The 17,015-nt window shown below is 54.4% G+C and carries 3 protein-coding genes; all 3 read left to right on the top strand.

Annotation, left to right across the window (positions count from 1 at the left end; all coding sequences use genetic code 11):
• Positions 1-31 precede the first annotated feature (31 nt).
• A complete protein-coding gene (gene ectB, locus NSQ20_RS27880) occupies positions 32-1,315 on the top strand; it encodes a diaminobutyrate--2-oxoglutarate transaminase (protein ID WP_036614038.1) in 1,284 nt (427 codons plus the stop codon).
• A 423-nt stretch (positions 1,316-1,738) separates the two neighbouring features.
• The gene (locus NSQ20_RS27875; RefSeq protein ID WP_340031249.1) at positions 1,739-1,861 is read left to right on the top strand and encodes a hypothetical protein; all 123 of its coding nucleotides are present in this window, start codon (positions 1,739-1,741) and stop codon (positions 1,859-1,861) included.
• A gap of 83 nt (positions 1,862-1,944) precedes the next feature.
• Positions 1,945-17,001, top strand: coding sequence for an amino acid adenylation domain-containing protein (locus tag NSQ20_RS27870; RefSeq protein WP_340031248.1), 15,057 nt, complete (start codon positions 1,945-1,947; stop codon positions 16,999-17,001).
• The last annotated feature ends 14 nt before the right edge of the window (positions 17,002-17,015 follow it).

Genomic DNA, 17,015 nt, shown 5'->3' with positions numbered 1-17,015 from the left:
CTTATCCCAATTCCGATGGAGGATGAAGCGAGTGAGCATTTTTGAAAAGCTGGAATCCAACGTAAGATCTTACTGCAGAAGCTTTCCGGTGGTATTCGACCGGGCCAAGGGAGACCTTTTATATTCTGAGGACGGAAGAGCATATATTGATTTCTTTGCAGGTGCCGGGGCACTCAATTACGGCCATAACAACGATTATATTAAAGACCGGGTTCTCGATTACTTGACCTCCGACCGGATTATGCACGGTCTGGATATGTATACAATGGCCAAGCGTGAATTCATCCAGAGCTTCTCCGAGCGGATCCTGGAGCCGAAGAAGCTGAATTACAAGCTTCAATTCTGCGGTCCAACAGGGACGAATGCGGTGGAAGCGGCCCTGAAGCTCGCACGCAAGGCGAAGAAGAGAAGTGGAATATTCGCATTCATGGGTGGCTTCCACGGCATGTCGCTCGGCAGTCTGTCGGCGACAAGCTCCAAGTCCATGAGAGAAGGGGCGGGGCTTCCTCTGGACGGAGTTACGTTCATGCCGCACCCGAGCGGGGCTTTCGCAGAAATGGATACGCTCGGTTATATCGAGAATATCCTGACTGATTCGCACTCCGGAATCGACAAGCCGGCCGCGATTCTGCTTGAAACGGTACAAGCCGAAGGCGGAATTCACGTTGTCGACGCGCAGTGGCTACGTGAGCTGCAGCAGATTTGCCGCAGGCACGATATTCTGCTCATTACAGACGAGATTCAAGTAGGATGCGGCCGGACAGGCGAATTCTTCTCCTTCGAACGTGCGGGGATCGAGCCGGATCTCATTACCCTGTCGAAGTCGATCAGCGGGTACGGCCTGCCAATGTCCCTCCTGCTGCTGAAGCCCGAACTGGATATCTGGACGCCGGGCGAGCACAACGGCACCTTCCGCGGCAACCAGCTGGCTTTTGTGGCCGCGAAGGCTGCTCTCGAGTTCCGGGACAGAACCGAACTGGAAGCTCAGGTGAAGCAGAAGGAAGAATATGTGCGCTCGTTCCTTGATCAAGAAATTAAGCCTCTACATCCGTCCATCGCCATCCGCGGACTCGGCCTGATCTGGGGCATTGACGTCTCGGGGTTCATGGATGAAACCGGGGCGAAGCGGGTGGCGGATATCAGCTTCGAGAACGGGCTCATCATTGAAAGAGCCGGCAGAGGAGATTGTGTGCTGAAGATCATGCCTCCGCTGACCGTCTCGATGGAGCATCTGGCCGCCGGCTGCGACATTATCAAGTCCAGTATGCAGCAGGTGATCTCTCAGGAGACCAAGGATTTACTAGTAACGACCTAAGCTTGGCCAAGCCGATGGTCGCCCCCGGCAAGAGGCACGAAAGTGCCTTCCGGAGGGCGTGCGGACTTGATGTTAAGGTAGCGCTTTCACCTCACGCTACCTGCGGTAACGTCAATCAGCATGGAATTCTCCGGCAATCCAAGCGAAGTCCCGTTCGTGCCATACGGAGCATTCTTTGAGCCTCATGCAGTACCCTCGTTAAATTTAATCGTCAGGAAAAGCTCACTACCCCGCAGCCGAATCTTTACTTATCCACACCAGGGCTGTGGGGGAATAATCAAATCGTACATAGAGTGTATCAATACCCCTTAAACATAGGCTTCGTCAAAGGCAGCTCGGGTACCAAATCAGGAGGTACGGTCGACTTCCTGCTGGACGGCCGGAACCCTGCGGCAAGCCTTACATCGACAGGAGGAACATTCCTTGTCGTCTATCCCCAAATCCAATTCCGAAACCCATGTTAAACCAAATCCCGTCTTCGGGTGGCTCGTCCGCGGCAATCTTATTGAAGCAGAGGAGTCCGAAGCAGCCGCATCTCTTGCGTAGAACGATGTTTGTTGTCCTTTACGCATGCGATCAACCGGGCAATCGAAGCGTGACGTTGCGCAAGCCATTGATATTGTTGTCAGATGTTTGAAAAAGAGAGGAGCGAGGCTGGAGCGTTGCTTCGGCATATGCTCCGCCGGATTGCTTTTACCGATGAAGAGAGGGGAACGATCCAGATGGCTTTTGAAAAAGAAACGTTGTTTTGGAACGAAAAATTCGGTAGTGACGATTATACCTTGACGCGGTTGCCTTACAGCAAATCTCCAAACTCCCTGGTGCCCAATGTTAAAACCGTTGGCGGTTCGCTTTCGGAGGAAGCGGCGCAGCGGGTCCTTCAAATGAGCAAGGGTGCTCCGCTGGCTGCTTTTATGATTTTGCTCGCAGGTGTTCAGGCACTCTTGCATAAATATACAGGAGCTTCAGACATTCTGGTCGGCATGCCGGTTGTGCCGAAAAAGGGGGAGACGCGTCGATCCGTTAATCATACGGTCATTTTGAAAAACTCGCTTTCGGTGGGGGCAACTTTTAAAACGATTCTGAGCGAACTGAGGACTTCCTTGCCGGAAGCCATTCAGCATCAACATATTCCGTTCTTGAAAATGACGGAGAAGCTGGATCTGCAATATGCAGAAGGTATACCCTTCGTCCATACGCTAGTATCCCTTAAGGAGCTGCATCTGGACGAAATTGGGCAAAACGTGGTCACAGACTGTTCATTTGAATTCAGTTTAGCCAACGGGACGATACAGCTAGCGCTGTCATATAACGAGCACTTATATGACTCCGAGTTCATGAATCGGGTCGTCGGCCATCTGAATCGCCTGCTGTCCGTCGGGCTTCATGAGCTGGAGCTGGACATTGTGCGAGCGGATATGCTGTCGGAGGACGAAAAATTTCAATTAATACAAAGCTTCAACGATACCGAGAAGGACTATCCTCGTGATCGGACGATTCATCAGCTTGTGGAGGAGCAAGCGAAGCGTGTACCCGAGGCGACTGCGGTTGTTTTTGAGGGGCAGCGGCTTTCATACGCAGAGTTGAACGAACGGGCAAACCAGCTGGCGCGTACGCTACGATTGGTCGGTGTGCTACCCAATCAGTTGGTAGGCTTGATGGTTAGGAGATCGCTGGAGACGGTCATTGGCATTTTGGCGGTTCTGAAAGCTGGCGGTGCCTACGTGCCGATCGACCCGGAGTACCCGGAAGAACGTATCCGCTACATTCTGGAGAACTCGAACGCGCAGCTGCTGCTGACTCAAAGAGAGCTGTTACAGCAAGTCCCGTTCGAAGGGACCGTATTGGCGCTAGATGACAAGCAGGCCTATAGCGACGATGGCTCGAACCTGGAGGCGGCCAGTGGTCCACATGATCTTGCTTATGTCATTTATACGTCAGGTACAACGGGCAAACCCAAAGGGGTCATGCTGGAGCATCGTGGTTTGGTCAGCTTGAAGTTGATGTTCGCAGACAGGCTGGGCATTACGGAGCATGACCGGATCGTTCAATTTGCGAGCTTGTCCTTCGACGCATCCTGCTGGGAAGTGTTCAAAGCACTCTATTTTGGCGCGGCTTTGTACATCCCGACGGCCGAGACAATTCTCGACACTCGTCTGTTCGAGAGTTATATGAACGAGCATGCGATTACGGCGGCGATTCTGCCCCCGACGTACAGCGCTCATTTGAACCCAGACCGCCTTCCCAGCTTAACAAAGCTTGTAACGGGAGGTTCGGCGGTATCGGCCGAATTTGTACAGCAGTGGAAGGAGAAGGTCCACTATTTCAATGCTTACGGGCCTACCGAAGCTTCGATTGTTACGACGCTTTGGGATGCGGATGAGCAGCAGCCGGAGCGCAGAGTCATTCCGATTGGGCGCCCGCTGTCTAATCATCAGATTTTTATTTTGGATGCCCACCTGCAACTTGTGCCTCCGGGAGTGGACGGCGAGCTGTGCGTTGCAGGCGTGGGGCTTGCGAGAGGTTACCTGAACCAGCCGGAGCTGACGGCAGAGAAATTTGTGGAACATCCGTTTGCGCCGGGTGAACGCCTTTACCGTACAGGAGATCTCGCCCGCTGGCTGCCGGACGGTAATATGGAGTATTTGGGCCGGATCGACCATCAGGTGAAAATCCGTGGATTCCGAATCGAGGTCGGTGAGATTGAAGAGCAGCTTCTGAAGATCGACTCGGTGCAGGAGACGATTGTGATTGCGCGGGAAGGCAAAAGTGGGCAAGAACTGTGCGCTTACCTGGTCGCTAGTCTCCCTCTTACGCTCGGCGAGCTGAGAAGCGCGCTGGCGCAAAAATTGCCGAATTACATGATTCCGGCACATTTTGTTCAGCTTCCGCATATGCCGCTCACCCCGAACGACAAAATCGACCGCAAGGCTTTGCCTGCCCCGGAAGGAAACGCACTGACCGGCGGCGAGTACGTAGCTCCACGCAATGAAGCCGAGCGGACGCTTGCCGATGTGTGGCAGGCGGTATTGAACGCCGATCGCGTTGGAGTAACGGATCATTTCTTCGAGCTGGGCGGAGATTCGATCAAGTCCATTCAAGTATCTTCGCGGCTTCATCAAGCCGGGTACAAGCTGGAAATCCGGGATTTGTTCAAATATCCGACGATCTCACAGCTTAGCCTGCATGTGATACCGATCGGACGTACCATTGATCAAGGCGAAATTACGGGTGAAACGGCGCTGACGCCGATTCAGCATTGGTTTTTCGAGAGCTCCTTTGCGGACCCGCATCATTTCAACCAGTCGGTGATGCTGTACCGGAAGGAATGCTTCGACGAAGAGATGGTACGTCAGGTGCTGCAAAAGCTGGCCGAGCATCATGACGCCTTACGGATGGTGTTCCGCAAAACGGAACAAGGGTTTAGCGCACGGAACCGCGCGATTCAGGAAGACGAGATGTTCACGCTGGACGTGTTCGACTTCAAAGATGCGGAGAATCCCACGCAGACTGTGGAAGCGAAGGCAACGGACATTCAAGCGGGCATCGATCTGGAGAACGGGCCCCTCATGAAGGCGGGACTGTTCCAGTGCGCGGACGGTGATCATTTGCTGCTCGGGGTTCATCATGCTGTGGTAGATGGCGTGTCTTGGCGCATTTTAATGGAGGATTTCGCTCTAGGTTACGAGCAGACTGGCAAAAGCGAAGAAATTCGTTTCCCGGCGAAAACAGATGCGTACCGCACTTGGTCCGAGCAGTTGGCTGCTTACGCGCAAAGCCCGGAGATGGAGAAGGAACGGGCCTATTGGCAGGCCGTGGATCAAATGGAGGTTCCGGCCGTGCCGAAGGATATGGAGGCGGACGTTACGACGCAGCAGGACAGCGAATCGCTGTTTGTCCGTTTGGCTCCCGAAGAAACGGAGCTGCTACTGAAGCGGGTTCACCGTGCCTTCAACACCGAAATGAATGATATTTTGGTAACGGCGCTCGGCATAGCCTTACGCAAATGGACGGGGCACGAACGGGTGCGGATCAATCTCGAAGGACACGGACGTGAATCGATCGGAACGGATATCGATATCACGCGTACAGTCGGCTGGTTTACGACCAAGTTTCCGGTCGTCCTAGAGCCGGAAACTGACCGGGATTTGACCTATCAGATTAAACAGGTCAAGGAAAACTTGCGCCGCATTCCGAACAAGGGGCTTGGGTACGGCATATGCCGCTATCTTTCGAAATCGGAGGAAGGCTTGGTTTGGGGCGCAGAGCCGGAAATTAATTTTAACTACCTCGGCCAGTTCGACGATGATGTCAACCAGGGAGAGATCGACATATCTTCTTATTCCAGTGGCAGCCCGGCTAGCGACCGGCAGGCCCGCAGCTTTGTGCTGGATATCAACGGTATGGTGCTGGACGGTGCTTTATCGCTCGATCTCAGCTACAGCCGGAAGCAGTATCGGAAGGAAACGATGGAAGCCTTCGCTCAGCGGCTTGAGCAAAGTCTCCGAGAGCTCATTACCCACTGCGCAGGCAAAGAGAACACCGAATTGACGCCAAGCGACGTGCAATTTAAAGGCTTGACCATCACAGAATTGGAGCAAATCGCCCAGCGCTCGAGTCATCTCGGGGAAATCGAAAATATTTACTCGCTGACGCCGATGCAAAAGGGTATGTGGTTCCACAGCGCGCTTGACCGGCAAACGGCAGCTTACTTTGAGCAGACGCGGTTTACGATGCGGGGAGCGCTCGACGTCCAGCTTTTTGAGAGGAGCTGGATGGAGCTTGCAAAACGTCATCTGGTGCTGCGGGCGAATTTTGTGAATGGACCAGCGGGCGAGCCGCTGCAAATCATATACCACGATAAGCCAGTCGGCTTTGAATATGAAGAGCTGCTTCATTTGCAGGTACATGAGAAACAAGCTTACTTGGATGAAAAGGCCGAGGAGGACAAGCTTCGTGGCTTCGACATGGAACATGATGCGCTCGTTCGGTTTACGATTCTGCGCACTGAAGAGCAAAGTTATCACGTTCTGTGGAGTTTCCAGCATATTTTAATGGACGGCTGGTGCCTGGCTCAACTGACGCAGGAGTTGTTTGAGATATACTCGACCCTGACCTCTGGGAAGCAGCCAGCGGGAGGTAAAGGATCGGATTATGGCGATTATATCGAATGGTTGGAGAAACAGGACGATCAGGCGGCATCCGGCTATTGGACAGCGTTCCTGGCAGGCTACGAAGGGCAAACCGTACTTCCGGGGCAAAAGGAACCAGCGCCGAGCGGCAGATTTATGGCTGATCACGTCACCGCCGAACTAGGCAAGGACTTGAGCAAACGGATGGACCTGGTGGCGAAACAGCACCTGGTTACAGTCAATACGCTGCTGCAAGCCGTTTGGGGCGTAATGCTGCAAAAATATAACGGAACAAACGATGCCGTATTCGGCAGTGTCGTTGCCGGAAGACCGGCGGAAATCCCGGGCATTGAGTCTATGATCGGGCTGTTCATCAATACGGTGCCGGTCCGCGTCAATAGCGAAGTGGACACCGTGTTCACCGACCTGATGGCGAAGCTCCAAGAGCGGGCGCTGGATTCCGGGCGTTATGATTACTATCCGCTGTATGAAATTCAAGCGCGTAGCGTGCAAAAGCAGAATCTGATCAACCATATCATCGCTTTCGAGAACTATCCGGTGGACGAGCAGATGGAGCAGGCGGGGGACCAGCAGCACGGCGGCCTGACAATTGCTGACGTTCAGATGGAGGAGCAGACGAACTATAACTTCAACGTGACTGTGATGCCGGGAACCGAGATCGAAATTCGATTCGACTTTAATGCCGAAGTGTTCGATAAAGACAGCATCGAGCGGCTCAAGGGGCATCTCGTGCATCTGCTGGAGCAGGTAACGGATAACCCGGAAATTACCGTGGGCGAGCTGGAACTTGTGACGGAGGCAGAAAAGGCCGACCTTCTCGGACGTTTTAACGACACCACGACGGAATTTCCGCGCGGGCAGACGCTCATTCAATTGTTCGAAGAGCAGGCGGAGTACATCCCGGATGAAGCCGCCATCTCCATGAATGAGCAAGAGATGACTTACCGGGAGCTGAACGAACGTGTCAACCGCCTTGCCCGTACCTTGCGTAGCCACGGGATATCCCAAGGACGTCTGGTCGCCATTATGGCTGAGCGTTCCATCGAAATGGTTATAGGTATACTGGCAGCACACAAAGCCGGAGCCGCTTACGTACCGATTGACCCGGAATATCCAGAGGAGCGTATCCGTTTCTTGATAGAGGATTCAGGAGCGCAGGTCATGCTGACACAAAGCCGCTTGTGCGAGCGACTGGCGGGTTTGGACTCGGTGATCTTACTGGATGACGAGTCTTTCTATCACGAGGACGGAACAAACCTAAATCAAGGGATTGAAGCGACAGATCTGGCCTGCGTGATCTATACGTCAGGCACGACGGGCAAGCCAAAAGGAAACCTTGTTTCACACCGCAACATCGTGCGCGTTGTGCAAAATACAAATTATATCGACATCACCAATCGCGATCATGTCCTCCAGCTTTCGAGCTATTCGTTCGACGGAGCGATTTTCGATATTTTTGGTGCTTTGACCAACGGGGCGCGGCTGGTGCTGGTTCCCCGCGAGACGTTGCTGGAAATTGGTCTACTGGCGGATCTCATCCAGCGCCAGCGCATATCGGTCATGTTTATTACGACGGCTTTCTTCAACGTGCTTGTAGATGTGAATGTCCATTGTTTCCGGGATGTCCGGGCGATTTTGTTTGGAGGAGAGCGTGTCTCGGTTGGTCATGTACGTAAAGCACTCGCCCATCTTGGAGCGGGTAGGCTCAACCATGTATACGGACCGACGGAAAGCACGATATTTACCACGTACCTTCCGGTCGACTTCGTTGATGAGTCGGCGCTTACCGTTCCTATCGGACGACCAATCAGCAATACGACGGTGTATATCGTCGACAGCCGGAATAAGCTGCTACCGATCGGCGTGGTCGGGGAGCTATGTGTCGGCGGAGAAGGTTTGGTACGGGGCTACAATAACCGGCCGGAACTGACGGCGGAGAAATTTGTGCACAATCCTTTTACGTCAGGAGAGCGCATGTACCGGACGGGGGATTTGGCGAAATGGCTACCGGACGGCACGATTGAATATGTGGGACGAACGGACGACCAAGTGAAAATCCGTGGCTTCCGCATAGAGCTGGGCGAGATCGAAACTCAGCTTCAGAAAGTGGAGGGAATTCGGAAAACGACAGTATTTGCGCGGGAAAACGTGTCCGGCGAAAAGCAGCTTTGCGCCTATTATGAAGCGGACTGTGAGCTTCCGGCGGCCGAGCTGAAGAGCGTGCTGTCTCAGGAACTGCCGGCCTATATGATCCCGACGTACCTGATCCAGTTGGAGCGTCTCCCGCTGACGACGAATGGCAAGGTTGACCGCCGCTCCCTCCCGGCACCTGAGGAGAGCTTGCAGCCAGGCGAAGGACATACTCCGCCTCGGACTCCGCTCGAAGCCAACTTGGCTGAAATATGGAAAAGCGTGCTTGGATTGGAGCACATCGGGGTTCATGACAACTTCTTTGACTTGGGCGGCCATTCCCTGCGGGCAACGACACTGGTGAGCAAGGTGCATCAGGAGTTGAACGTCGAGTTGCCTCTGCGCGACGTATTCCGCTACTCAACGATCGAACAGATGGCTCTCGCCCTCTCCCGGATCGAAGAACATTCGTTCTCGTCGATTCCGCTGGTAGGCGCAAGAGCGTATTATCCACTTTCCTCAGCTCAGAAGCGGCTGTTTATCCTGAATCAGCTGGAAGGAGCCGAGCAGAGCTATAACATGCCGGGTGTGCTGCTACTCGAAGGATCAATTGACCATAGCCTGCTGGAGAAAGCTTTCCGCGGACTGATCCAACGTCATGAAACGTTGAGAACCGGATTTGAGGTCGTGAAAGGCGAAGCGGTACAGCGTATTTACGAGAGCGTTGATTTTTCCGTCGTGTGTCGACATGCGAACGAGGAAGAAGCATCTGCAGTCGTGCAGGCTTTTATCCGACCTTTCGACTTGGCGAAGCCACCGTTGCTGCGTGCCGAGCTCGTAGAGCTGGCCGCCGATCGTTATTTACTGATGTTTGACATGCACCATATCATCTCCGACGGGGTTTCGATGGACGTGTTCGTTGAGGAACTCGTTCGTCTGTATGGCGGTGAGTCATTAGAGCCTTTGCACATTCAGTACAAGGACTATGCAGTATGGCAGCAATCGGACGAGCAAAAAATTCAATTGAAACGCGAGGAAGCTTACTGGCTGGACCGTTACCGGGGCGAGCTGCCGGTTCTGGAAATGCCAACGGACTATCCGCGTCCTGCTGTACAGAGCTATGAGGGACATACGCTGACTTCCTTCGTGGACGAGGCAACGAACGAAGGCTTGAAACAGCTGGCCGCTCAAAGAGGAACGACGCTATATATGGTGTTGCTTGCCGCATATACCGTGCTTTTGCATAAATACACAGGTCAGGACGATTTGATCGTCGGAACGTCGATTGCGGGCAGAACGCACGGCGACACGCAGCCTTTGATCGGAATGTTCGTCAACACGCTGGCGATCCGCAATTATCCGGCTTCGGAGAAGACCTTCCTGTCGTATTTGGAAGAAGTGAAAGAAACGACTATAGGCGCTTACGAGCATCAGAATTATCCGTTCGAAGAACTCGTCGATAAAGTGCAGGTTAGCCGGGATTTGAGCCGCAACCCGCTGTTTGACACGATGTTCTCCCTGCAAAACCTGGAGGAGTCAGAGTTTGAGCTGGAAGGGCTGAAATTGTCCCCGTACCCTAGCGAATATGGTATGGCCAAGTTCGACCTGAGTGTGGATGTTACGGAAGAAAATGGCGGACTGGAGTGCAACTTTGAATTCGCAACGGCTCTTTATAAAGAAAGCACGATCCGGCGGCTATCGATTCATTTTGGACATTTGCTAGCGGCGATTGTAAGCCATCCGAATGCAAAGATCGCTGAGCTGGACTTGCTGACGGAAGAGGAAAAAGAGAAGATTCTCGGCGCGTTTCACCCGATGCAATCGGAAGTGGCTCCTGTGGCCGCGTTCCACCGACTGTTCGAGGAACAGGCGGAGAGCACTCCGGAAGCGGAAGCCGTTGTATACGAGAACGATCGGCTGACGTATGCGGAGCTGAACGTACGGGCGAACGGCTTAGCGGCCACGCTGCGCGCAAGTGGAATCGGCCGGGAGGAGATTGTTGGCATTCTCGCCGAGCGCTCGGTTGACCTGCTGGTGGCCGTGCTGGCCGTCTGGAAAGCAGGCGGGGCATATGTACCACTTGACCCGGATTATCCGGCGGACCGCGTGCGGTTTATGCTTGAAGACAGCGGAGCGAAGGTGCTGCTGACACAAACGCTGCTGAGAGAGCGTGCTGAAGCCTGGCTCAGCCAAGAGGAGCTGGCACTTGCAAAGGTGTTGTACCTCGACGACGAAATGTCATACAGCGAAAACCGGGAGAATGCACCGCTTGGTTCCAGCATGGTTTCCGGTAAAGTCTCCGGCGAGCTGACGGGTGCTGTGAACAGCGATGATCCGAGTCATCTGAAGGTTACTGGCTTGGACAGCTTTCATGAAGCTCGTCCTGAGGACCTAGCGTACGTGATCTACACGTCGGGGACAACAGGCAAGCCGAAGGGTGTAATGATTGAGCACCGCAGCTTGGTGAACACGGCAGCGGGCTACCGGCGGGAATACCGGTTGGATCAGTTCCCAGTCCGGCTACTGCAACTCGCTAGCTTCTCGTTTGACGTGTTCGTGGGTGATATCGCACGCACGTTGTATAACGGAGGCACCATGGTCATTGTACCGAAGGATGATCGGATTGATCCGTCTCGCCTGCACCACTGGATAGAGCGGGAGCAAGTGACGATCTTTGAATCAACACCAGCACTGATCGTACCGTTTATGGAATACGTGCACGAGCAAGGGGTGGAGTTGAGCGGGATGGAGCTGCTCATCACAAGCTCGGACAGCTGCAGTGTGGCGGATTACCGGACCTTGCAGGAGCGTTTTGGCTCATCGTTCCGCATTATTAACGCCTACGGCGTGACGGAAGCGGCAATTGACTCCAGTTTCTATGACGAAGAATTGAAGGAGCTGCCGCAGACAGGCCATGTGCCGATTGGCAAAGCGTGGCTGAATGCGAATTTCTACATCGTGGATGCACAACTGAACCCAGTACCGGTCGGGGTGTTGGGCGAGCTGGTTATCGGCGGAGTCGGCGTGGCACGAGGCTACTTGAACCGTCCAGATCTGACAGAAGAGAAGTTTGTAGACAGTCCCTTCACCGCTGGTGAGCGGCTGTACCGCACAGGAGACTTGGCGCGGTGGATGGAGGACGGCAACGTGGACTTCATCGGCCGAATCGACAACCAGGCGAAAATCCGGGGCTACCGGATCGAGACGGGGGAGATCGAGTCGCAGCTGTTGCGGGTGGAAGGTGTGCGCGAAGCGGTGGTGCTGGTTCGAAGTGACGCGAACGGGCAGAAGGCGCTATGCGCGTATTACACGCCGGATACCGGAGTTGAGCTGGTAGTGAACGATCTGCGCAGGGCGCTGGCACAGGAGTTGCCTGGGTACATGATCCCGTCGTACTTTGTGGAGCTGGAGCGTCTACCTCTGACACCGAACGGAAAGATAGACCGGAAGGTGCTGCCAGCGCCGGAAGGGGAAGCGGGAAGCGGAACGGAGTACGTCGCACCGCGCAATGAGCTGGAAACGAAGCTGGCGGCGATTTGGCAGGAGGTGCTGGGGCTTGCGAAAAAGATTGGTGTTCACGATAACTTCTTCGACATCGGTGGCCACTCCCTGCGCGCGACAACGTTGGTCAGCAAGATTCATAAAGAGTTGAACGTGGATCTGCCACTGCGCGACGTGTTCCGCCATTCCACGATCGAGAGCATGGCTACCGCCATTTCTCGGCTGGATCAGCAGATATTTGTTTCCATTCCGGTGACGGATGGCCGAGAGGTGTACCCGCAATCTTTTGCTCAAAAACGTCTCTTTATTCTGAATCAGCTGGAAGTTGCGGAGCTTAGCTACAACATGCCGGAAGCGATGCTGCTGGAGGGTGCTTTGGACCGGGCAAGGTTCGAAGAAACGTTCCGTAAGCTCGTGGCGCGGCATGAAATGTTGCGCACCGGGTTCGAAATGGTGGACGGAGAAGCATCACAGCGGGTTTACCAGGACGTGAATTTTGCCGTGGAGTTCTATCAAGCGGATGAGCAAGAGGTCGAAGCGGTGGTTCACGGTTTCGTCCGTCCGTTTGACTTGACTAAGCCACCGCTGTTGAGGGTAGGCCTTGTTGAGCTGGCTCCGGAACGCCATATTCTGATGTACGACATGCATCATATTATTTCTGACGGCGTTTCAATGGAAATCTTTGTTGAAGAATTCGTGCGTTTGTATGGTGGAGAGCAATTGGAGCCGCTGCGCATTCAGTACAAAGACTACACCGTTTGGCAGCATTCGCAGGAGCAGCAGGAACGGCTTCAGCATCAGGGGGCGTATTGGCTGGACATGTTCCAGGGCGAGCTTCCGGTGCTGGAAATGCCGACCGACTATCCACGTCCGGCTGTACAGAGCTACGAAGGTCAAACGCTGGAGTTTTTCTTCGACGCTTCAAAAACCGGCGGCCTGAAACAGCTGGCTTCGGAAACGGGCACGACGCTGTTTATGGTGCTGCTTGCCGCGTATAACGTGCTTTTGCATAAATATTCAGGTCAGGAAGACGTAATCGTTGGTACGCCGATTGCCGGAAGGAATCATGGAGATGTGCAGCCGTTGATCGGGATTTTCCTAAACACGCTGGCGATTCGCAGTTATCCGTCTTCGGAGAAAACCTTCCTGTCATATCTGAACGAAGTCAAAGAAACAACTCTGCGTGCCTTTGAGCATCAGAACTATCCGTTTGAACAATTGGTGGACAAGGTGCAAGTCACCCGTGATTTAAGCCGCAATCCGCTCTTCGACACGATGTTTACGATGCAGAATACGGAGAACGAGCAATTTGAGCTTGAAGGGCTTCGCCTGATTCCTTATCCGAGCGTACTTGATACTGCGAAGTTTGATATCAGCTTGGATGTGGGCGAGGAGAACGGCGGCTTGGATTACAGCTTTGAATATGCGACAGCTCTTTACAAAAGGGAGACGATTGAACGGCTGGCAAAACATTACGAGCAGTTGCTCCTGACAATTGTAAACCGTCCAGATGCGAAGATTGCCGAGCTGAACTTGCTGACAGCAGAGGAAAAAGAACAAGTTCTCAGTGCGTTTAATCCAGCGCAGCTAGAAGCGGCTCCTGCGGCTACGTTCCACCGTCTGTTTGAGAAACAGGCAGAGCGTACGCCGGAAGCGGAGGCCGTTGTGTATGAAAATAAACGCCTAACGTATGTGGAGCTGAACGAGCGAGCGAACCGCTTAGCGCTCACGCTGCGTGCAAATGGCATCGGCCGGGAGTCAATCGTTGGCATTCTCGCCGAGCGTTCGGTGGACTTGCTGGTGGCCGTGCTGGCCGTCTGGAAAGCCGGCGGGGCGTATGTACCCCTCGACCCGGATTATCCGGCGGACCGCGTGCGGTTTATGCTCGAAGACAGCGGAGCGAAGGTACTGCTGACACAAACGCCGCTGCGAGAACGTGCCGAGGCCTGGCTCCGCGAAGAGGAGCTGGCGCTGATGTCGGTGCTGTACCTCGACGACGAAGTGTCGTACAGCGAAGATCGGGCAAATGCTCCGATGTGCTTTGATCAAGGCTCCAACATGGCTTCCAGTCGGGTCTCTGGCAAACTAACGGGGGCTGTGAACGGTGCGGATCGGAACCATCTGGATGTTGTGGATGATGTTGATGTTGTTGGCATGGACAGCTTCCATGAAGCCCGCCCAGAGGATCTGGCGTACGTGATCTACACATCGGGAACGACGGGCAAGCCGAAAGGTGTGATGATCGAGCACCGCAGCCTGGTGAACACGGCGGCGGGTTACCGGCGGGAATACCGATTAGATCAGTTCCCGGTGCGGTTGCTGCAACTCGCCAGCTTCTCGTTTGACGTGTTCGTGGGCGACATTGCCCGGACGCTGTACAACGGAGGCACGATGGTGATTGTGCCGAAGGACGACCGGATCGATCCTTCTCGTCTGCACTACTGGATAGTGCGGGAGCGAGTGACGATCTTCGAATCAACACCGGCGCTGATCGTGCCGTTTATGGAATACGTACATGAACAGGGGTTGGAGTTCAGCGGGATGGAGCTGTTGATTACAAGCTCGGACAGCTGCAGTGTGGCGGATTACCGAACCTTGCAGGAACGCTTCGACTCGTCGTTCCGCATCATTAACGCTTACGGTGTGACGGAAGCGGCGATCGACTCCAGTTTCTATGACGAAGCGCTGACGAAGCTGCCGCATACAGGCCATGTGCCGATCGGCAAAGCGTGGTTGAATGCGAAATTTCACATCGTGGACGCACATCTGAATCCCGTACCAGTCGGCGTGCTGGGCGAACTGGTCATCGGCGGCGTCGGCGTGGCGCGTGGGTACTTGAACCAACCGGAGCTGACGGAAGAGAAGTTCGTAGACAGTCCGTTCGCTGTGGGCGAGCGGTTGTACCGCACGGGAGATTTGGCGCGGTGGATGGAAGACGGCAACGTGGACTTCATCGGGCGGATCGATAACCAGGCAAAAATCCGGGGCTACCGGATCGAGACGGGTGAGATCGAGTCGCAGCTGTTGCGTGTGGAAGGTGTGCGCGAAGCGGTGGTGCTGGTTCGAAGTGATGCGAATGGGCAGAAGGTGCTGTGTGCGTATTACACGCCGGATACTGGAGCGAAGCTGGCAGTGAACGATCTGCGCAGTGCCCTGGCACAGGAGCTACCGGGTTACATGATCCCGTCGTACTTCGTGGAGCTGGAGCGTCTGCCTCTGACACCGAATGGGAAAATAGACCGGAGGGCGCTGCCAGCGCCGGAAGGGGAAGCGGGAAGTGGAACGGAGTATGTCGCACCGCGCAATGAGCTGGAAATGAAGCTGGCGGTGATTTGGCAGGAGGTGCTGGGGCTTACGAAGCAGATTGGCGTTTACGACAACTTCTTCGACATTGGCGGCCACTCCCTGCGAGCGACGTCACTGGCAGGCAAGGTATTTAAGGAACTAAACGTCAACCTCCCGCTGCGCGACGTATTCCGCCACTCGACGATTGCGGCGATGGCCGAGGCGATCGCCCCGATGGAACGGCGGGAGCATGAGGCCATTCCTCAAGCGGAGCAGAGAGAGTATTACCCTCTGTCCTCCGCGCAGAAACGGCTGTTTATTCAGCACACGCTGGATGGAGCAGATCAGCTTTACAACATGCCGGAACTGGTGCAGGTGGAAGGTGAGTTTGATTTAGACCGGTTGGAAGCCGCCTTGCGGAAATTGATAACACGGCATGAATCGCTGCGCACCGGTTTTGAAATGATGAAGGGCGAAGTGGTTCAGCGGATATACCCACAGGTCGATTTTGCTATCGAGCACCATCAAGCGGATACAGAGGATTCAGATCAAATCGAGCAGATCGTCCGCAACTTCGTTCGTCCGTTTGATCTCGGCCAACCGCCGCTGTTGCGCGCCGGGGTCATCGAGCTGGAGCCGCACCTGCGTATTCTCCTTTTCGATATGCACCATATCGTGTCCGACGGTGTATCGATGGCGATTGTGATGGAGGAGTTCTCGAGTTTCTACGCCGGAGAACAGCTGCCACCCCTGCGCATTCATTACAAGGATTATGCCGTTTGGCAGCAGTCGAAGGCCCACCGAGAGCGAATCGGGCGGCAGGAAGCGTACTGGCTGCAAACCTTCGAAGGCGAGCTGCCCACGGCGGACCTGCCGATGGACTACGAACGGTCTGCCGTTCGTAGCTACGAAGGCGCGCATGTGGAGTTCGACGTCGAAGCTTCTCTCTCTGCGCAGTTACGCGAATTGGCTGCCGAGTGTGAAAGCACACTGTTCATGGTGCTGCTTGCGGCCTATACTGTGTTGCTGTCCAAGTACAGCGGTCAGGAAGACTTGATCGTGGGCACCCCGGTGGCTGGAAGAACTAACGCCGATTTGGAGCGGGTCATCGGCATGTTTGTTAATACGCTGGCGCTCCGCAATCGTCCGTCTGGCGACAAAACGTTCTTGTCCTACCTGGAAGAAGTGAAGGAAACGGCTTTGGGTGCTTTTGAGAACCAGGATTATCCATTCGAGGATCTCGTGGAACGGTTGAATGTGAAACGGGAGCCGGGCCGCTTCCCGTTGTTCGATGCCGTTTTCGACTTGCAAAATATTGAAGAACGAGACGCCGAACTGGAAGGGGTCAGCCTGAAGAATTACGAGCTTGACCCATTGGAAGAAGCGAAGTTTGATCTGACGCTGTTTATGTATGAAAACGAAGGGGCGTTGAGCGGGGGCTTCTTCTACGCCACCAAGCTGTTCAAAGAAACGATGATCCGCACCTTGACTGAGGATTACCTGCGGGTACTGTCTCAAATTGCGGAAAATCCACAACTCGAGCTAAGCCGAATTGAATGTCATAAACCGGCGGCAGGCGCAAAGAGTGCCGTCGATACGATCGAATTCGCATTCTAATGTTACAAGCGCGC

The sequence above is a fragment of the Paenibacillus sp. FSL K6-1122 genome, assembly GCF_037977015.1.
In the GTDB taxonomy this organism is placed as follows: Bacteria; Bacillota; Bacilli; order Paenibacillales; family Paenibacillaceae; genus Paenibacillus; species Paenibacillus amylolyticus.
Note: the sequence above shows the minus strand (reverse complement) of the source record. Positions and strands in the feature narration are given on the sequence as shown.